The sequence below is a fragment of the Streptomyces sp. NPDC046925 genome (assembly GCF_040644915.1).
GTDB lineage: Bacteria > Actinomycetota > Actinomycetes > Streptomycetales > Streptomycetaceae > Streptomyces.
Window position 1 is genome coordinate 1096693 of the sequence record NZ_JBEYWZ010000003.1, and the last position, 18235, is coordinate 1114927.

Annotated in this window: 15 protein-coding genes; 7 read left to right on the forward strand and 8 right to left on the reverse strand. The window is 71.1% G+C overall.

The annotated features are described in order from the left end of the window. The first annotated feature begins 16 nt into the window (after positions 1–16). The 5 genes from ABZ906_RS18100 to ABZ906_RS18120 all read left to right on the forward strand — a co-directional run bounded on the left by ABZ906_RS18100 (position 17) and on the right by ABZ906_RS18120 (position 8228). Positions 17–1336, forward strand: a complete 1320-nt coding sequence (locus tag ABZ906_RS18100; protein ID WP_361186219.1) for a hypothetical protein — start codon at positions 17–19, stop codon at positions 1334–1336. Further along, positions 1333–3960 carry a tetratricopeptide repeat protein gene (locus ABZ906_RS18105; RefSeq protein ID WP_361383074.1) on the forward strand — a complete coding sequence of 876 codons (2628 nt, stop codon included), beginning with the start codon at positions 1333–1335 and terminating at the stop codon, positions 3958–3960. The genes ABZ906_RS18100 and ABZ906_RS18105 overlap by 4 nt, the downstream gene beginning before the upstream one ends. A gap of 2 nt (positions 3961–3962) precedes the next feature. Continuing rightward, positions 3963–5363: a protein phosphatase 2C domain-containing protein gene (locus tag ABZ906_RS18110; RefSeq protein ID WP_361383077.1), complete on the forward strand. Its 1401-nt coding sequence runs from the start codon at positions 3963–3965 to the stop codon at positions 5361–5363. A 92-nt stretch (positions 5364–5455) separates the two neighbouring features. After that, the gene (locus ABZ906_RS18115; RefSeq protein ID WP_361383080.1) at positions 5456–6799 is read left to right on the forward strand and encodes a VWA domain-containing protein; all 1344 of its coding nucleotides are present in this window, start codon (positions 5456–5458) and stop codon (positions 6797–6799) included. 79 nt (positions 6800–6878) lie between these two features. Beyond that, positions 6879–8228 (forward strand): FHA domain-containing protein, encoded by a 1350-nt coding sequence (locus tag ABZ906_RS18120; protein ID WP_361383083.1) that lies wholly within the window; start codon positions 6879–6881, stop codon positions 8226–8228. A gap of 51 nt (positions 8229–8279) precedes the next feature. Here the strand turns inward: ABZ906_RS18120 and ABZ906_RS18125 are convergent, their stop codons facing one another. After that, positions 8280–9254: a methyltransferase domain-containing protein gene (locus ABZ906_RS18125; protein WP_361186232.1), complete on the reverse strand. Its 975-nt coding sequence runs from the start codon at positions 9252–9254 to the stop codon at positions 8280–8282. A gap of 152 nt (positions 9255–9406) precedes the next feature. Here ABZ906_RS18125 and ABZ906_RS18130 point away from each other — a divergent pair, with 152 nt between their 5' ends. Beyond that, positions 9407–9820 (forward strand): globin, encoded by a 414-nt coding sequence (locus tag ABZ906_RS18130; protein WP_361186234.1) that lies wholly within the window; start codon positions 9407–9409, stop codon positions 9818–9820. 107 nt (positions 9821–9927) lie between these two features. On the opposite strand, the gene ABZ906_RS18135 is transcribed toward ABZ906_RS18130, so the two are convergent. The 5 genes from ABZ906_RS18135 to ABZ906_RS18155 form a co-directional block, all read right to left on the reverse strand. Then, entirely contained in the window at positions 9928–10614 is a 687-nt protein-coding gene (locus ABZ906_RS18135) for a hypothetical protein (protein ID WP_361383086.1), read from the reverse strand. Beyond that, positions 10611–11066, reverse strand: coding sequence for a thioesterase family protein (locus tag ABZ906_RS18140; protein ID WP_361186239.1), 456 nt, complete (start codon positions 11064–11066; stop codon positions 10611–10613). Before ABZ906_RS18140 ends, ABZ906_RS18135 begins: the two co-directional genes overlap by 4 nt. Before the next feature lie 28 nt (positions 11067–11094). Then, on the reverse strand, positions 11095–12759 hold the full coding sequence (ettA, locus tag ABZ906_RS18145; RefSeq protein WP_361383089.1) for an energy-dependent translational throttle protein EttA: 1665 nt from the start codon (positions 12757–12759) through the stop codon (positions 11095–11097). Between the two features lie 131 nt (positions 12760–12890). Continuing rightward, entirely contained in the window at positions 12891–14081 is a 1191-nt protein-coding gene (locus ABZ906_RS18150) for a winged helix DNA-binding domain-containing protein (RefSeq protein ID WP_361383092.1), read from the reverse strand. 36 nt (positions 14082–14117) lie between these two features. After that, complete coding sequence (locus tag ABZ906_RS18155) at positions 14118–14540, reverse strand: VOC family protein (protein ID WP_361186245.1); 423 nt, start codon at positions 14538–14540, stop codon at positions 14118–14120. Between the two features lie 115 nt (positions 14541–14655). Here ABZ906_RS18155 and ABZ906_RS18160 point away from each other — a divergent pair, with 115 nt between their 5' ends. Beyond that, positions 14656–15729 (forward strand): WYL domain-containing protein, encoded by a 1074-nt coding sequence (locus ABZ906_RS18160; RefSeq protein WP_361383095.1) that lies wholly within the window; start codon positions 14656–14658, stop codon positions 15727–15729. 36 nt (positions 15730–15765) lie between these two features. On the opposite strand, the gene ABZ906_RS18165 is transcribed toward ABZ906_RS18160, so the two are convergent. After that, complete coding sequence (locus tag ABZ906_RS18165) at positions 15766–16572, reverse strand: DUF1963 domain-containing protein (protein ID WP_361383098.1); 807 nt, start codon at positions 16570–16572, stop codon at positions 15766–15768. Positions 16573–16699: 127 nt separating this feature from the next. Beyond that, complete coding sequence (locus ABZ906_RS18170; protein WP_361383101.1) at positions 16700–18067, reverse strand: Cys-Gln thioester bond-forming surface protein; 1368 nt, start codon at positions 18065–18067, stop codon at positions 16700–16702. Positions 18068–18235: the final 168 nt, after the last annotated feature.

The window sequence follows — 18235 nt, forward strand, 5'->3', positions numbered from 1 at the left end:
AGCGGAGAGGTGATCGATGAGCGTCGCGGGTCCCCCCGGTCCTGTGATGGACCGGGACGAGGTGGACCGTGCGCTGGCGCGGCTCGACGCCGAGCACGAGGCGATCGAGACCTCGCTCCTCGCCCTTCAGGACCACGCGGGCCGCAGACTCCTCGAAGGTGCCGGTCTGACCGGCATCACCGAGGAGCGCTGGCAGTCCACCGAGCAGCAGATCACGCTCCTGTGGGCGTACTTCGACGCGTATGCCGCCGCCCTGCGCACGGCCCACGAGGTGCGGGTGCGCAGACGATGGCCCAACAGAGACGATCTGGTGGAGCTGACCGAGCTGCTGCGCGGCGAGAGCGTCACCGTCGCCGGCGGCGCCGCCCCCGCGCCGTCGGCCTCGATCACAGGACCGGCCAAGCTCACCGAACGCTTCACGCTCATCGACCTCGTCTCGCGGATGAACGACCTGTACGCGCACTCGCTCGACATGGTCGTCGCCGCCGACGCGGTCTGGTCCGCGCTGCCCGCCCGGATAGACCTCCTGGCCGCCGAACTGCACCGCACCCGCCAGCTCGCGCACTCCGTGGGGGTGCGCCCTGGCGAGCACCCCGCGGGCGACGACCTGGAGCGGATCACCGCGGAGCTGACGCGCCTGCGCGAGCAGGTGGTGTCCGATCCGCTGGCCTTCTGGCAGCCCGCGCAGGGCAGTTCGGCCCCCGGCGGAGGCCGCCCGCACACCGAGCGCTACGACCGCGAGGCCCGCGCCCTTGAGGACGTGCGCCGTGAGATCGACGCGGTGCTCACGGTCCGGCAGGACGCGGAGCTGCGCCTGGGCAGGCTGCGTGACGTGCTCTCGCGCGCGGACCGCACCCTGGCGGAGGCCCGCTCCGCGCGCGGCGAGGTCCTCGCCAAGATCGCCGCGTCCGAGGTGCCGGCGGTCAGCGGCCCGTCGACCGCGCTCCAGGAGCAGCTGGCCATGGCGTCCGAGTACCGCAGGCACGCCCAGTGGCACCGCCTCTCCCCGCTCCTCGAATCCCTCGAACAGAAGGCCGAGGACGAACTCCTGCGGGCCCGCGAGTCATTGACCGCGGTCACACAGCCCCTGGCGGTCCGCGCGGAGCTGCGCGGCCGTCTGGACGCGTACAAGGCGAAGGTCGCCCGGCTCGGCCACGCGGAGGACCCGTTCCTGGTCGAGCGGTACGACGCGGCGCGCCGGATGCTGTGGAGCGCGCCCTGCGATCTGCGCGTGGCCGAACAGGCCGTCCTTCGTTATCAGCAGGCGGCCGCCGAAGTCCTTGCACCGAGGGTCCCGCAACAGGGCGGTCCCACCGACCGGAGGGGGGAAGCATGAGTGAGCAGCGGAAGTGCCAGCGACCCGGATGCACAGGGTCGTACGAGGACGTGGGCGGCGGCGAGCTGTACTGCGACACCTGCGGCCTGGCCCCGGTCGTCTCGCCGACGGGCATGGTGTCCTCTCCCCCGACCGGCATCACGGGCGGCGGCAAGGGTTCTGGCAGCAGCAGCTCCCGGTCCAGTTCGCGCTCCTCCTCGCGCTCCTCGCGGTCCCAGTTCTCGCGCCGTTCGGTCTCGGGGCGGCTCTCGCGCTCGCTCTCCGGCAGCTCGACGTCCCGTTCGGTCTCGGTGCGCAGCTCCGGCCCCTCGTCCGGCACGTCCGCCCGCAGCAGACTGGGCGTGGGCCTGGTCCTGGTGCCCGAGGTGCCGCGCCCCGACCCGCGCCAGGCGGTGCAGGAGAACCCCGAGGTTCCGGAGCGGAAGCGATTCTGCTCGCGCTCCGACTGCGGGGCGCCGGTGGGCCGCGCCCGCGGTGAGCGCCCCGGCCGTACGGAAGGGTTCTGCACGAAGTGCGGCCACCCTTACTCGTTCGTGCCGAAGCTGAACCCCGGCGACATCGTGCACGGCCAGTACGAGGTGGTGGGCTGTCTGGCGCATGGCGGGCTCGGCTGGGTCTATCTCGCCGTGGACCGTGCCGTCTCCGACCGCTGGGTGGTCCTCAAGGGCCTGCTCGACACGGGCGACCAGGACGCGATGGCCGCCGCGATCTCCGAGCGCCGCTTCCTCGCCGAGATCGAGCACAGCAACATCGTCCGTATCTACAACTTCGTCGAGCACCTCGACCAGCGCACGGGCTCCATGGACGGCTACATCGTCATGGAGTACGTGGGCGGCAAGTCCCTCAAGGAGATCGCCAACGAACGCCGCACCGCGCAGGGCAAGCGCGATCCGCTGCCCGTCGAGCAGGCGTGCGCGTTCGGCATCGAGGCCCTTGAGGCCCTGGGGCATCTGCACAGCCGCAATCTCCTGTACTGCGACTTCAAGGTCGACAACGCCATCCAGACCGAGGACCAGCTCAAGCTGATCGACATGGGCGCGGTCCGCCGGATGGACGACGAAGAGTCGGCGATCTACGGCACGGTCGGCTACCAGGGCCCCGAAGTGGCCGAGGTGGGCCCGTCGGTGGCCTCCGACCTCTATACGGTGGCGCGCACCCTCGCGGTGCTCACCTTCGACTTCCAGGGGTACACGAACGTCTTCGTGGACTCCCTGCCGGACCCCGACAACATCGAGGTCTTCCGCAAGTACGAGTCGTTCTACCGCCTGTTGGTGCGCGCCACCGACCCCGACCCGGCCCGCAGGTTCGCCTCGGCGCAGGAGATGGCGGAGCAGCTGACGGGCGTCCTCCGAGAGGTCGTGGCGCTCCAGACGGGCCGCCCGCGACCCGCGCTCTCCACGCTGTTCGGGCCCGAGGTCAAGGTCACGGACACGGAGCTGTTCGCCGAGCTGACCGGTGACGTCTCGCAGTTCGGCGTACGGGTGCTGCCCGCGGGCCGGCGCAAGGGGCGCCCCGAACTCGCGGCGGGCAACGGGCACGTACAGGAACAGGGCCAGGGGCAGATCCCCGGACAGGGGCAGGTCAACGGCGACCCGGCGATCGCGCCTCCGGTGCCTCCGGCCGCCCCCCGGGCCCGGATCGTCCGCCCTCTCGACGCCCCCGCGACGGCGCTGGCCCTTCCGGTGCCGCGCGTCGACCCGAACGACCCGAACGCCGGGTTCCTCGCCGGGCTCATGGCCTCCGCGCCCGCCGAGCTGATCACCGCGCTGCGGGCCGCGCCCAGCGACTCCGTGGAGCTCCGGCTGCGCGGGCTGCGGGCCCGCCTCGCCATGGGTGAACTGGAGCCCGCCGCGCAGGCCATCGCCGACCTGGAGATACAGCACCCGGACGACTGGCGGGTGGTCTGGTACCGCGGCATCGCCTCGCTCGCGACCGGCGACCACGAGAACGCGGCGCTGTCCTTCGACGCGGTGTACGACGCGTTCCCCGGCGAACCCGCACCCAAGCTGGCCCTCGGGGTCTGCGCGGAGGTCCTTGAACAGCTGGACAACGCGGCGGAGTACTACCGCCTCGTATGGGCCACCGACCCGAGCTATGTCAGCGCCGCGTTCGGCCTGGCCCGCGTGCAGCTCGCGTCGGACGACCGGCGCGGTGCCGTGCACACCCTGGAGTCGGTGCCCGAGGCCTCCATCCACTACACCGCGGCCCGTGTGGCCGCGGTGCGGGCCAGGCTGCGGCACCGTATGACGTTGGACACCGCGCCGTCGCCCGGCACTCTTTTCCTCGACGACCTGACGGCGGCCGCGGGCCAGGTGGAGGCCCTCGCGGGCTTCGGCCTCGACGCGGTGCGCCGCGAGCGGCTGTCCACCGAGGTCCTCGGCAGCGCGCTGGACTGGGTACTCTCCGGTAGGCACTCTGGGCACGCCTCCGCTCCACCGGCAGCACCCGCTGCACCGGCGGGCGGCTCGCGTACCGTGCTGCTCGGCAGCGACCTTGACGAGCGCGGCCTCCGGTACGGCCTCGAGCGCTCGTACCGGACGCTTGCCCGGCTCGCGCAGGGTGGCGAGGAGAGGATCGAACTGGTGGAACGGGCCAACCGTTTCCGCCCTCGGACGTGGGTGTGAAGATGTCGCAGATGCACCAGCAGACTGCCGGGGCGGGTTCCACGTGCCCCGGCTGCGAAGAACCGCTGGAAGCGGGTGACCTGTTCTGCGGGGCGTGCGGATACGACCTGTCGGCGCGGCCTGCCGCGGCACAGGACCGCCCCACCGTCGCGATGAACGGCTCGTCGGCGACACAGTCCGCGCCGCAGCCCGACGCGTCGTCGCAGTGGCCCATCGCCCCGGACGCGGACAGCTCCGACATGCCGGTGCCCGCGCACCTGCCCACCGACCTGCCGGTCACGGAGTCCTCGGGCGGCGAACTGTCCCCGAACGCGGGCGAAGTGCGCGCGGAGCCGGGAGAGGTACGGACGGAGCCGGGAGAGGTGCGCACGGACGCCCCCTTCGCGCGCCCCGCCGAACCGGACGAGTACCCCCTGCCCGCCCCCGGCGCCCAGCCGGAGCCCGCCGACCCCCGCACGGCCCTTCCCGACCCGACGCCGCCCGCGGGCACCAAGCTCTGCGTGGCCTGCCGTTCGGGCCGCGTCGACCCCGACGGCTACTGCGAGAACTGCGGGCACGCCCAGCCGCGCGAGCGCGACCACATGGAGCAGGAACTCGACGCGGTCGCCGCCGTCAGCGACCGGGGCCTGCGCCACCACCGCAACGAAGACGCGTTCGCCATCTCGTCGGCCGCGCTGCCGGACGGTTCCCCCGCCGTCGTCGCGATCGTCTGCGACGGCGTCTCGTCCGCGACCCGCCCCGACGAGGCCTCGCTCGCCGCGTCCCGCGCGGCCAACGAGTCGCTGCTCGACGCCCTGCCCCGGGGCACGCACCCGCAGCAGGCCATGCACGACGCGATCCTCTCGGCGTCCGACGCCGTCAACGCCCTGGCCGCGGAGCCCACCCACGCCAGGGAGCACTCCCCGCACCAGAACGCCCCCGCGTGCACCCTCGTCGGCTCGATCGTCGCCGGTGGCCTCCTGGTCGTCGGCTGGATCGGCGACAGCCGTGCCTACTGGGTGCCCGACGACCGCAGCGGCCCGACCGTCCGGCTCACCGAGGACGACTCGTGGGCCGCGCAGATGGTCGCCGCGGGCCTGATGAACGAGGCGGAGGCGTACGCCGACGAGCGCGCCCACGCCATCACGGGCTGGCTCGGCGCCGACGCGTACGAACTGGAGCCGCACACCGCTTCCTTCAAGCCGGACCGTGCGGGTGTAGTGGTGGTATGCACGGACGGGCTCTGGAACTACGCGGAATCGGTGGAGGAGATGGCGCGCGCCGTGCCCGCCGATTCCGCCCTGCGCCCGCTGCACAGCGCCCAGGTCTTGGTCGGCCACGCCCTGGACGGCGGCGGCCACGACAACGTAACAGTGGCGATTCTGCCGTTCCGTCTCGTGCCGCAAGGGGCAGGATCCGCCTAGTGGAGGCCCCCGCAACGGCGGGCCGGACACGAGTATTTGTCACCCACCGGCTTGGGGAAGCCGGTGGGAACATCTAGGGGGAGCAGAGATCCATGGCCAATTTCTCGAAATCGAACGTGCCGCAGTTCTCGGTCGACGTGTACCAGAACGAGTACCTCCCGGAAGGCGGCCGCGAGGTCAACGCGATCGCCACGGTCACCTCGACCGGCGGCGGCACGGTGGGGTCAGCGGTGAGCGCCCCGCATCTCTACTCGGCGGGACAGACCCCGGACGCGGCCGTGGCGATCATGGTCGACTGCTCCGGGTCGATGGACTACCCGCCCACGAAGATGCGCGGCGCCCGTGACGCCACGGCCGCCGCGATCGACGCCGTACGTGACGGAGTCCACTTCGCGGTGATCGGCGGCACCCATGTCGCCAAGGAGGTCTATCCCGGCGACGGGCGCCTCGCGGTCGCGGGCCCGCAGACCAGGGCACAGGCCAAGCAGGCCCTGCGCAAGCTCAGCGCGGGCGGCGGCACGGCGATCGGCACCTGGCTGCGCCTCGCCGACCGGCTGCTCTCCTCGGCCGACGTGTCGATCCGGCACGGAATCGTGCTCACGGACGGCCGCAATGAACACGAGTCACCCGAAGACCTCCAGGCCTCTCTCGACGCCTCTGCGGGCCGTTTCACCTGCGACGCCCGCGGTGTCGGCACCGACTGGGAGGTCAAGGAGGTCACGAGCATCGCCTCCGCCCTCCTCGGCACCGCCGACATCGTCGCCGACCCCGCGGGCCTGTCCGCGGACTTCACGCAGATGATGGAGGCGGCGATGGGCAAGGAGGTCGCCGACGTCAGCCTGCGGGTCTGGACGCCGATGGGCGCGGAGATCAAGTTCGTCAAGCAAGTGGCGCCCACGGTCGAGGAGTTGACCGAGCGCCGTACGGAGGCGGGGCCGCGCGCGGGCGACTATCCCACCGGGTCCTGGGGCGACGAGTCCCGCGATTACCACATCTGTGTCGAGGTGCCGAACGCCGAGCTCGGCCAGGAGATGCTCGCCGCCCGCGTCTCGCTGATCGTGCCGCAGCCGGACGGCAGCGCCCAGACGCTCTCGCAGGGCCTGGTGCGGGCCGTGTGGACGGACGACATGGCCGCGTCGACGTCGATCAACCCGCAGGTGGCGCACTACACGGGCCAGGCGGAACTGGCCCAGGTGATCCAGCAGGGCCTCGATGCACGCAAGTCGGGCGATATGGACGGAGCGACGGCCAAATTGGGCCGCGCCGTTCAGCTCGCCAGCGCCTCGGGCAACGAGGACACCGCGAAGCTGCTTTCGAAGGTGGTCGACGTGGTCGATGCCGTGGCAGGTACTGTTCGATTGAAGGCGAGGGTCGCCGAGGCCGACGAGATGACACTCGAGACTCGGTCCACGAAGACCGTTCGCGTGAAGAAGTAGCACCACCCATACCCATAAGTAGCCCCACAGCAGCACGTACGGCCCGCAGGGCCGGAGAAGGAGAGGGGGACGCGCCGACATGCCGACCTGCCCGAACGGACACCAGTCGGGTTCCGACGACTGGTGCGAGGTCTGCGGTCACCGCATGGCCGGTGCCGTACCGCCGCCCCCGCCGCCACCGGCCGCTCCCGGATACGGCTATCCGCCGCCAGGACCCGGCCAGGACGCCGGCTACGGCTACCCGCCGCCCGGACCCGGCCGCCCGCACCTGTCGGCCGTGCCGGACCAGCCCGCCGAGGCCCAGCTGTGCCCGCAGTGCCGCACGCCCCGCGAGGCGAACGCGCCGTTCTGCGAGGAGTGCCGCTGGAACTTCCTGACGAACACGGCGACCTCGTACACCCCGGCCGCCCCGCACCCGCCGGTGTCGAACCCGGCGCAGCAGTTCCAGCAGCCCGCGGGCACCCAGCCGGGCCAGGACCCGTTCGGGTACCAGGGCTCGCGGCCCTCGCAGATGAACCGCCCCGCCGAACCGATTCCGCCGTTCGGCAACGGCAACGCGCCCGGTCAGGTGCCCCCGCCGTACAACGGCGAGGCGCCCCCGCCGCCCTACGGCGGTGACCAGCACGGTCAGTCCCCGCACGGTCAGTCCCCGCACGGTCAGCCCCAGCACGGTCAGCCCCCGCAGGGGTTCCAGCAGCAGGGTCCGCCCGCGCCGCCCGCCTTCCCGCAGGAGACGGGCACTCCGCCGCCGCCCTCGCAGCCGCAGCAGCCCGGCCCCGGCGGTCCCGCCGGTGGTCCTGCCGGTGGTCCGTCCTTCGGTGGCGGTGGCGACGACTGGGTGATTTCGCCGCCCTCGTCGTCGGCTCCTCCCGGTGCTCCGGGGCCCGGCGCTCCGGGTCAGGGCGCTCCGCAGGCTCCCGAGCAGGGCGACTGGGGACGGCAGTCCCAGCAGCCGGGCCCGCAGACGCAGGCCCCGCAGGGCCCTCCCGGCTTCCAGGCGGTGCCCGGGCCCAGCACGGGCACGGTCTCCTGGTCGGCGACGATCGGCCCGGACCGCGAGTACTTCATGGCGATGATGCATCGCAGCGGTCCCGAGGCGTCGGGCCTGAACCTGCCCGCGTACTCGCCCGAGCAGCAGCGTCCGCTGGCCGGCAACCAGATCACCATCGGCCGCCGCAGGCACTCCACCGGTGACACCCCGGACATCGACCTGTCGGTGCCGCCGGAGGACCCGGGCGTCTCGCACCAGCACGCGGTCCTGGTCCAGCAGCCGGACGGCAGCTGGGCGGTCGTCGACCAGAACTCCACGAACGGCACGACGGTCAACAACGGCGAGGAGCCCATCCAGCCGTTCGTCCCCGTGCCGCTCCAGGACGGCGACCGGGTGCACGTGGGCGCCTGGACGACGATCACGATCCGGCACAGCTGAGCCAGGTCCTTCCGGGCCCCCTCGGGGTCGGGCCCAGGCGCAGGCTCGGGCTCAGGCGAGTGGCCAGGCGTACGGCCCTTCGGGGTCGTCCAGCCAGGCCCACTCGTGCGGCCCGCTGACGGTGACCCCGTAGCGCTCGCGCACGGGGCGGTCCTCGCGCTGCCACAGGGCGAGGGCCTCGTAGGGGTCGAGGGTGCCCGCGGTCAGCTCCAGAAGGAAGCGGAAGAGGTCGTTCTGCAGGGCCTTGCGCGGCAGACCCCCGAGGTTGTGCTCGTGCGGGCCCCTTCTGCTGCCGCCCCGCAGCGGCACGAAGTACGCCGGGGTGTGCAGGAAGCGGCCTTCGGCGTACTCCGCGTCCCGCACGGTCAGCGCGATCAGGCCGAAGGCCAGCGGGGCCAGGATGCGGGCGCCGGGACGGCACTGGGCCAGCCAGGGGCGCGGCACGGAGTTCAGGGTGCAGGTCGCGATGATCCGGTCGTACGGGGCCCGCTCGGGGCACCCGGCGGCGCCGTCCCCGGTGACGACGGCCGGGTGGTAACCGGCGGCGGTCAGATGCCGCCGCGCCGACTCGGTGATCTCCGGGTCCAGGTCGACGGTGGTGACGTGCTCGTCGCCGACCCGGTGCGAGAGCAGGGCCGCGTTGTAGCCGGTGCCCGCGCCGATCTCCAGTACGTCGCAGTCCCCCTCGCGCAGATCGAGCTCGTCCAGCATCTTCGCCATCAGGGAGGGCTGGCTGCTGGACGAGAGCAGCTCTCCGTCGCGTACGCGCGTGGCGAGCGGGGCGTCCGCGTAGGCGCCGTGCAGCCAGCGTGCCCGGCGTGCGGGGTCGGGGTCCTCGCCCCAGAGGCGTTCGTGGCCGCCGCCCGGCGACGTGACGTAGTAGTACGGCACGAACAGATGGCGCGGCACCTGTTCGAACGCGGCGCGCAGCCCGGGGTCCCGCGTGAGGGCCCCGCCGGCCTCGATCTCGCGGACCAGGGCGGATCCGGCCTCGGCGGCGTCACGGGGGTCGACTGTGGGTCCCATACAGCCACTGTGCTGCGGTATGGCCCGCGATGCGAGCGGCAGAGCGTACGCCGTCCGAGTCGCTGTCCGAGGCGCCCTCCGAGCCGACGTCCAAGCCGCCGTCCAAGACGAGGGTCCTAAGTCTTCCGTCCTCGGCCGTACCGTCTGAGACCATGGACGGTGTGATAGAGATCCCGCGCGGCACGCTTCAGGAGCAGACCTTCTACGAACAGGTCGGCGGCGAGGAGACCTTCAGGCGCCTGGTGCACCACTTCTACCAGGGGGTCGCGGAGGACCCGCTGCTGCGGCCGATGTACCCGGAGGAGGATCTGGGCCCCGCCGAGGAGCGCCTCGCGCTGTTCCTCATGCAGTACTGGGGCGGCCCCCGCACCTACAGCGACAACCGCGGTCACCCCCGGCTGCGGATGCGCCATGCCCCGTTCACCGTCGACAAGGCCGCGCACGACGCCTGGCTGAAGCACATGCGGGCCGCCGTCGAGGAGCTCAAGCTCTCCGAGGAGCATGAGCGGACGCTGTGGAACTACCTGACGTACGCGGCGGCGTCCATGGTCAACACCGAGGGCTGACGCCTCTCCCGTCCCTCTTCCTCGGGACAGCGAGAGCGGGCCGCGCCACCAGCAGGGGGCGCGGCCCGCTCTCGGACTGCTGCGTCTTCGTACCGGGGTAGTCGCCCCTAGGCAGGGGTGACGGTGAGCCCTCCGACACCGGCCCGGCGCACGGCGATCGACCCGTAGTTCGTGCGCAGCCGCAGCCACGGCCCGGACGACAGCAGGTCAAGCGAGTCGCCCCGCAGGAACCCGAGGGCCTGCGCGGCATGCGCGGCCCGCACGGGAAGCCCCGTGTCCGCGACGGTCCGGGACCAGATCTCCCGGCCCAGCTGGTCGAGCTCGGCCCGGATCCGCCGCTCCTGCGGCAACTCCTCGAGCCGTGCCTTGAATTCGGCGACCGCGGCCGCCACGAGTCCGCGCACCGCGTCCACCGGCGGCAGACCCACCTCCGGCTGCCAGCCGCCCCGCGGCGGAAGGACTCCGGCCCACGGCGGCCCGGTGACGGCCTGCGGCACGAAGGCCAGACCGGCGGCCTCGGCGGACTCCGCCGACTCCCCCACGGATTCGAGGAGTTCACCGGCGGAGACGGTCACGTCGAGCGAGGAGTCGAGACCGTACTCGTACGGCTTGGCGAGCCGGGCCGTACGGATGGCGAGCACTTCGAACGACGGCGGCCGGCCGAAGACGGCGAGCGTGTCGCCCGCCGCCTGCAGCCGGACCGCGGCGGCCTTGTCGTAGTGGACGAGGCGGGCCAGGAAGGCGGCGAGATCGCCCGCCTCCCCGGCATCGGCGAAGTGCAGCTGCGCCGTCATGCGACGAGCGCCTCCGAACCTCCGGCGGCCTTGCCCTCGTCGCCGTCGTCGTCCATGAACGTCAGAAGCACGGCCTTCTCCTCGGCGGTGATCCGCCGCGGGCGCTGCGCCTCCAGGTTGAACGGGACCACGATCGTCGAGGCCCGCACGTACACCTGCTCGGGGTCCTTGACCTCGTACGAGATGGTGAGCGAGGCAGCGCCTATCTTCGTCACCCACGACTCGATGGTCACCGGCGAGTGCCGGTGGACCAACGGCCGTACGTAGTCGATCTCGTGGCGGGCCACGACGGATCCGCCCGAGAACGACGGGCTGCCGTCCCCCGGTGCGAGCCGGAACATGAAGTCAATGCGCGCCTCTTCCAAGTACCGCAGGAAGACGGCGTTGTTGACGTGCCCGAAGGCATCCATGTCCGACCACCGGAGGGGGCAGCTGTAGATATGCCGACTCATGTCAGTCTCAGTCCCGCTCAGTCCGGTCTCAGCCTCGGGTGAGCTTCTTGTAGGTGGCGCGGTGCGGACGGGCCGCGTCGGCGCCAAGACGCTCGATCTTGTTCTTCTCGTACGACTCGAAGTTGCCCTCGAACCAGTACCAGTTGGAGTCACCCTCGTAGGCGAGGATGTGCGTGGCCACTCGGTCCAGGAACCACCGGTCGTGGGAGATCACGACGGCGGCACCGGGGAACTCAAGGAGCGCGTTCTCCAGCGACGACAGGGTCTCGACGTCGAGGTCGTTCGTCGGCTCGTCGAGGAGGAGGAGGTTTCCGCCCTCCTTGAGGGTCAGCGCCAGGTTGAGGCGGTTGCGCTCACCACCGGAGAGCACACCGGCCGGCTTCTGCTGGTCCGGACCCTTGAAGCCGAAGGCGGAGACGTACGCCCGCGAAGGCATCTCGACCTGGCCGACATTGATGTAGTCGAGCTCGTCGCTCACGACGGCCCAGAGGGTCTTCTTCGGGTCGATGTTGGCGCGGCCCTGGTCGACGTAGCTGACCTTGACCGTGTCACCGATCTTGATGCTGCCGGAGTCCGGCTGCTCCAGGCCCTGGATCATCTTGAACAGCGTGGTCTTGCCCGCGCCGTTCGGACCGATGATGCCGACGATGCCGTTGCGCGGCAGCGAGAAGCTGAGGTCGTCGACAAGAACCTTGTCGCCGAAGGCCTTCGAAAGATTCTCGACCTCGACGACGATGGAACCGAGCCGCGGGCCCGGCGGAATCTGGATCTCCTCGAAGTCCAGCTTCCGCATCTTGTCCGCCTCGGCGGCCATCTCCTCGTAGCGCGCCAGACGCGCCTTGGACTTGGCCTGACGCCCCTTGGCGTTGGACCGCACCCACTCAAGCTCTTCCTTGAGGCGCTTGGCGCGCTTGGCGTCCTTCTGCCCCTCGACCTTGAGACGGGTCTGCTTCTTCTCCAGGTAGGTGGAGTAGTTGCCCTCGTAGGGGTGGGCGCGGCCGCGGTCGAGCTCAAGGATCCACTGCGCGACGTTGTCCAGGAAGTAGCGGTCGTGGGTGACCGCGACGACTGCGCCGGCGTACTGGGAGAGGTGCTGCTCCAGCCAGTTCACCGACTCGGCGTCGAGGTGGTTGGTGGGCTCGTCGAGGAGCAGCAGGTCGGGCGCCTCGATGAGGAGCTTGCAGAGCGCGACGCGGCGCTTCTCGCCACCGGAGAGGGTGGTGACGGGCCAGTCGCCGGGCGGGCAGCCGAGCGCGTCCATGGCCTGCTCGAGCTGGGCGTCGAGGTCCCACGCGTTGGCGTGGTCCAGGTCCTCCTGGAGCTTGCCCATCTCGTCCATGAGCGCGTCGGAGTAGTCGGTCGCCATGAGCTCGGCGACCTCGTTGAAGCGCTTGAGCTTGCCCATGATCTCGGCGGCGCCGTCCTGGACGTTCTCCAGAACGGTCTTCGACTCGTCGAGCTGCGGCTCCTGCATGAGGATGCCGACGCTGAAACCGGGAGAGAGGAACGCGTCGCCGTTCGACGGCTGCTCGAGACCGGCCATGATCTTCAGCACCGTGGACTTACCGGCGCCGTTGGGGCCCACGACACCGATCTTGGCGCCAGGCAGGAAGCTCAGGGTGACGTCATCAAGAATCACCTTGTCGCCGTGCGCCTTGCGCGTCTTGCGCATGGTGTAGATGTACTCAGCCAAGAGAAACCGTCCGGCAATCAGTGAGTGGGCAGATACACCCCATCTTGCCTGACGGCCACCTCCCGGAGGAAACCAGTATGGCCGGGGGCCCGTGACCTGGACGTTCCTTGCTCATTACGGTGATTGGGCGGTCACTGGCTGTCGTTGATCTCGACTCCGGTGATGCCCTGGTTCAGGAAAGTGGTCAGGGTGTGGGCCTCTTCCGTGAGGGAATTCTGCTCCGGGGTGGTGAGGGGGCGCAGGGGTGTGATGTGGAGTTGGTCGGCCTGGGTCGTCCAGGTGGCGGCTACGCGGCCGTCGACCAGTACCGCGCGCCGGCCCTCGACCGACAGGCCCAGGTGGGCGTCGTCGATGATGCGGCTGCGGTCCTGGTAACCGAGGATCGCGTTGTCGAAGGCCGGGAGGAAGCGGACGGGGGCCGGGGTGTCCGGGGACGGGCGTGGTGCGTCGGGCAGGTCGAAAAGGGTGCGGCCGCGTTCGTCGCGAAAGGTGATCAGCTCGTCCCGCATGGCCTTGACCGCCGCGGGCAGCCCGGCCAGGCCGCTCCAGGCCCGGATGTCCGCGGTGGCGGCGGGGCCGTAGGCGGCGAGGTAGCGGCGTACCAGTTGGCGGCCGACCGGGTCCTCGGCTTCGGGGGGTGGGGTGACTGCGGTTTCGGGCGGCGGGGTGGCTTCGGGGAGCAGGGTGTCGTCTTGGCCTAGCCATGTGGTCAGGGGCAGGTTCCGTACGCCTGCCTTCTGCTGCCACAGGCCGCGCGGCGGGAGCTGGACCATGGGGATGAGTGCGGCCACGAGGAGCTCGCCGAGGGCGCGGCGCGGCGGGTCCGGCCAGCGGTCCTGGAGCGCCTGGACCAGCTCGGCCATGGTGCGGGGCCGCTGGTCGGCCATGACCGCTCGGCCCGCCGCGGCGACTTCGTCGAGGTCGATGCCGCTGAGTTCGCTCCGGTAGGTGGCAAGGACCCGCTGGCGCAGCATGGCGTCGTGGCGGGGCCGCCAGGCGAGCGCGTCGTCGCCGGTGACCAGGTGGACGGTGCGGCGCATTAGGTGGGTGCGTACGACGTGCCGGTCGGTCAGGGCCTGGTCGAGCTGGTCGGGCGTGAAGGCGTGCAGCCGCGACCACAAGCCGATGAAGGGCTCCTGGGGTTCTTGGGCTTGCAGGCCCGCGAGGTGCGCCACCGCCTCCCCGACCGGCGTCGTCGTGCGGTCGAGCAGGTACTGGCGGGCCAGGGTGGCCCGGTTGAGGGCACGTGGGGTGAGGGTGAGGGTGGTGGGGGCTGGGGTGGGGGTCGGGTTGGGGGTCGGGTTGGGGCTCTTGGGAGTCATGGGCGCTTGAAGACCGCCGTTCGCTCGTGGGCCGGGTCAGCCGTTGTACGGGGCCGCCACGTCCAGGACCCACGTCACGCCGAAGCGGTCGGTGAGCATGCCGTACAGCGGTGCCCACTGCGACGGCTCCAGGGGCTGTACCACTGTCGAGCCCTCCGCCAGTTTCTGCCACAGGGCGCTGACCTCGTCCGTGTCGTCACCGCGCACCGAGACGAAGAACGGGTTGCTGCCCTGGCCCCAGGGCAGATGGGAGGGCACGTCGTAGGCCATGACGTGGAAGCCGTTGTCGCCCGCGACCTCGCCCCACACCACCCAGTCCGCCTCGCTCTCGTTCCGCACGTCCCCCATGTCCTTGTACGTGACGGCGGCGACACGACCGCCGAAGACGGACTGGTAGTGGTCCAGGGCCGCCCGCGCGTCGCCCCGGAAGTTCAGGTGGGTGGTGGTCTTGATGGACATGTCTCTCTCCTGCTGCCGGTGGTGGGGTGCGGCACCCTGGTTCGTTCGCTCTGGAGATCACCATTCCAGGAGTAGCGGACAGGTTGTGTCCTGTACTTCGGGCAGAGTGGTGAGCATGCAGAAGACGTCCTCGCGGCTGCTCGCACTGCTCTCGCTGCTTCAGACGCATCGCGACTGGTCCGGTGACGACCTCGCCGAGCGGCTCGACATCACCCCGCGCACGGTGCGCCGTGACATCGACCGCTTACGGGATCTCGGCTACCCGATCCGCGCCTTCAAGGGCCCCCTCGGCGGCTACCGCCTGGACGCCGGCTCGCAGCTGCCCCCGCTGCTGTTCGACGACGACCAGGCCGTGGCCCTGGCCCTCGCCCTGCAGTCCGCGGCCACCAGCAGCACGATCGGTGACGACGCCGTACGAGCCCTGGCCACCGTTCGTCAGGTCATGCCGCCACGCCTGCGCCGGCGCATCAACATGCTCCAGGTCACCGCCGTCCAGGCACCGGAGGCCGGCAGCGACGCCTCCCCCGTCGGCACGCAGGTCCTCGTCGAGCTGAGCCGCGCCATCCACGCCCGTGAGGAACTGCGCTTCGACTACCGGCGGTTCGACTACGAGTACGCCGCCCACGCGGACCCCGACCGCGGCCCCGAGGCCACCGCCCCCGCCGAACACCCCCGCCGCGTACAGCCCCACCACCTCATCACCTGGCGCGGCCGCTGGTACCTGATCGCCTGGGACCTGGACCGCGACGACTGGCGCATCTTCCGCGCCGACCGGATACGCCCCCGCACTCCTACCGGCCCGCGCTTCACCCCGCGCGCTCTACCCGGCGGGGACGGCGGTCGCGACGGTGACGGAAGCAGCAGCGGTGGCGGTGGGGACGTAGCCGCGTTCATCACCGGCCGGTTCCGTGGAACGGACGGCACCACCACGGACTGGCCCTGCCGTGGCGAAGTCGTCCTCGACCTCCCCGCGCAGTCCGTGGCCCCCTTCGTACAGGACGGAATCGTCGAAGAACTCGGCCCCGACCGCTGTCGCCTCACCCTCGGCTCCTGGTCGTGGACCGGACTCGCCACCACCATCGGCCACTTCGACACCGACATCCACGTCATCGGTCCACCACAACTGACCAACGCCTTCGCCGAACTGGCCACGCGCTACACCAACGCCGCAACCACCCCGCCCCCGTAGGCATCCAGGCACCCGGGTCTCTTCTGGCTCAGACGCTCACAACGGCCCCTCGAAGAAGTCCAGGACCGTCACCCGGTCGAAGCGCCGTGCCGCCACGTCCTTCCGCGCGATCGTCCAGTAGACGAAACCGTCGATCGAGCCGGTCCACTGGGCGAGCAGCGCGAAATCCTCGGGACTCTGCTGCTCCCAGGGACCGGCCGGCCTGCCCTCCGGCTCCCCCGCCGCCCGTGCCGCCAGAATGGCGGACGCCGTGATGGGGTCGGCCTCGCCGTAGGGGTCCGTGGAGTATCCGTCCATCTGGAGATGCGACCCCTTGAAGAGTCCCCAGTCCTCGTACCGCACGTCCGACCACGCCCGGCGCAGCTCCGCGGCGTGGGGGTGCTCGGCACGTTCGTACAGCACCTCGTTGTCCGGCAGCGAGACGTCGAACGTCAGCCTCAACTCCTGGCCCGGTTCCTCGCCGTGACCCGCACGGCGTTCCTCGACGGGCACACCGGCCGGGACGTACACCGCTCTGCCGGTAGCCGAGTACTCCTCGGTGTCGACATGACCGAAGAACAACAGCCGGCCGTCCGGCGGGAGGGGCAGGCTCGTCGCGCCCTCGGGCAACGCCGCGAGGTCCAGGGACGCGACCAGTTCCATCCGCTCCGGGAGACCGGTGGTGCCTGCGGGAATCATCTCCGGGCCGCCGAGCCTGCCCACGACCGGACCGTCCGCGTCGGGCGCCAGGGTTATGCAGGGACGAGCGGCGTCCAGCCACCTCTCGACATCGGCGGAGGGGACACCGCGCGACAGCGCCTTCGCACGGAATCGATTCAGTTTTTCGAGCATCTCGGGTCGCATGCGGGGAACTTAGCGGCAGGGTCCGACATTCGCCGTCCCCAGCTCTGCCCGCCCCGCACACGCCCCGCGCATCCCGCCTGTCCTACCCGTCTCGCCCCTCCCATTCCTGAGGGGCGAGCGCGCGCACTCACTCCTCGGACGACGTCTCCGCGCCCGTCGGCTCCTTCTTCTTGCGCAGGAAGAACATCGCCGCCGCGCCGAGCACGACCATGACGACCGCTATCCCGGCGATCATCGGCGTCGCGTTGGACCCTCCCGTCTCCGCGAGGTCGCCCCCGCCGATGCCGGTGCCGCCCGCGGACGCGGGGCTCGGGTCGGCGACGGGCTCCGTCTTGCTGCCGATCGTGCTGCCCTCGGTCTTGCAGTCGAGCACGCCCTTGAACCGCTTCTCGAAGCCGTTCGGCCCGTTGATCGTGAAGTCGTAGGGCTGGTCCTCCTGCAGAGGAATCGTCACCGTCCGCGACGTACCGCCCTCAATGGTGTGCTTGAGGCCCATGAGGCGGAAGGAGAACGGCTCGTCGCCCTTGTTGCCCGCCGTGATGTCCACGCCGCTCTTGGCGCAGTTCTTCTCGGCCGACAGCGTCGGTATCGCGCCTTCCTCGGCCCAGGTGGCGCTCGCCGTCGCGGAGACCATCGACTCGCTGGACCCGGCGAGTATCTGCGTCTGGCTCCGGGACTCGGAGGTGAACGCGCGGCCGACCGGCACGGTGGTCGACGCCTGCACGGCCAGTGCCGCCGAGCCGTCCGGGGTGTCCTCGGGGATGTCGAAGTAGAGCCGGCTGCCGTTGACCGCGGAGGTGACGGGCTTGCCGTCCTTGCCGACGACCTTCACTCCGCTGGCCACCGAGTCGGCGGGCGGGGTCACCGACACGGAGTCCGCGTCCGTCCGCACGGTGACCGGACCGAGCCGCTCCCCCGCGTGCCCGGAGACCGCGGGCGGGTCGAGGGTCAGCGAGGCCTTGGGCTCGGCCGCGCCGCGGGCGTTCTTGTAGAGGTAGTCGGCGAGCTTCTCGGCCTGCGGGTCGACCGCTTCCACCTCGGCGCCGTCCGAGTAGCGCCAGATCGCCACCTGGGTGCCGGCTGCCGCCGACTGTTCGGTGAGGGCCCGCGCGCCCGCCTTGCGGGCCAGCGCGGCGAGGTCGTTCACCTGGGGGTACGAGTGCTGCAGGATCCAGCTGATTTTGCCCGCGTTCTTGTTGCCGTTCAGCGAGGTGCCGCTCCAGGCGGTCTCCTGGTACTTCGCGTCCTTCTGCGTGGGGTTGAGGATGTCGATGCAGTACGTCTGCAGGGTGCCGCCGCCGTCCACGGACATCTCGAAGAGCCCCGCGGGAACCTGCTGGCTCGTTCCGTTGTCACGGATGACGGCCTGCCCGTACGTCTGGAGCCCGCCCAGCGTCGCGGCGGCTCCGCCCCGGTTCTGCGGGGCCTCTTCCGCCGCGGCGGGACCCGCGGTGGCTATCGCGCCCGCCGCGACGACTCCGGTCGCCAGCGTCACCACGGCGAGGCGCGCGGCGCCTCGTCTGCGCCGGGACGGCGCAGTGGACGCACGCCTCCCGGAGAAAGCAGAGAGCGCGGAGAACGCAGAGGACACAGAACGCGCAAAAGACACAGAATTCCCCTCCGGACGGGACCCGTTCACTTCGAGGGGGGTGATCCCGCCAGC

Coding starts and splice junctions, on each gene's coding strand:
- ABZ906_RS18100 (WP_361186219.1), top strand. CDS start 17: ATGAGCGTCGCGGGTCCCCCCGGTCCTGTGATGGACCGGGACGAGGTG.
- ABZ906_RS18105 (WP_361383074.1), top strand. CDS start 1,333: ATGAGTGAGCAGCGGAAGTGCCAGCGACCCGGATGCACAGGGTCGTAC.
- ABZ906_RS18110 (WP_361383077.1), top strand. CDS start 3,963: ATGTCGCAGATGCACCAGCAGACTGCCGGGGCGGGTTCCACGTGCCCC.
- ABZ906_RS18115 (WP_361383080.1), top strand. CDS start 5,456: ATGGCCAATTTCTCGAAATCGAACGTGCCGCAGTTCTCGGTCGACGTG.
- ABZ906_RS18120 (WP_361383083.1), top strand. CDS start 6,879: ATGCCGACCTGCCCGAACGGACACCAGTCGGGTTCCGACGACTGGTGC.
- ABZ906_RS18125 (WP_361186232.1), bottom strand. CDS start 9,254: ATGGGACCCACAGTCGACCCCCGTGACGCCGCCGAGGCCGGATCCGCC.
- ABZ906_RS18130 (WP_361186234.1), top strand. CDS start 9,407: ATGGACGGTGTGATAGAGATCCCGCGCGGCACGCTTCAGGAGCAGACC.
- ABZ906_RS18135 (WP_361383086.1), bottom strand. CDS start 10,614: ATGACGGCGCAGCTGCACTTCGCCGATGCCGGGGAGGCGGGCGATCTC.
- ABZ906_RS18140 (WP_361186239.1), bottom strand. CDS start 11,066: ATGAGTCGGCATATCTACAGCTGCCCCCTCCGGTGGTCGGACATGGAT.
- ABZ906_RS18150 (WP_361383092.1), bottom strand. CDS start 14,081: ATGACTCCCAAGAGCCCCAACCCGACCCCCAACCCGACCCCCACCCCA.
- ABZ906_RS18155 (WP_361186245.1), bottom strand. CDS start 14,540: ATGTCCATCAAGACCACCACCCACCTGAACTTCCGGGGCGACGCGCGG.
- ABZ906_RS18160 (WP_361383095.1), top strand. CDS start 14,656: ATGCAGAAGACGTCCTCGCGGCTGCTCGCACTGCTCTCGCTGCTTCAG.
- ABZ906_RS18165 (WP_361383098.1), bottom strand. CDS start 16,572: ATGCGACCCGAGATGCTCGAAAAACTGAATCGATTCCGTGCGAAGGCG.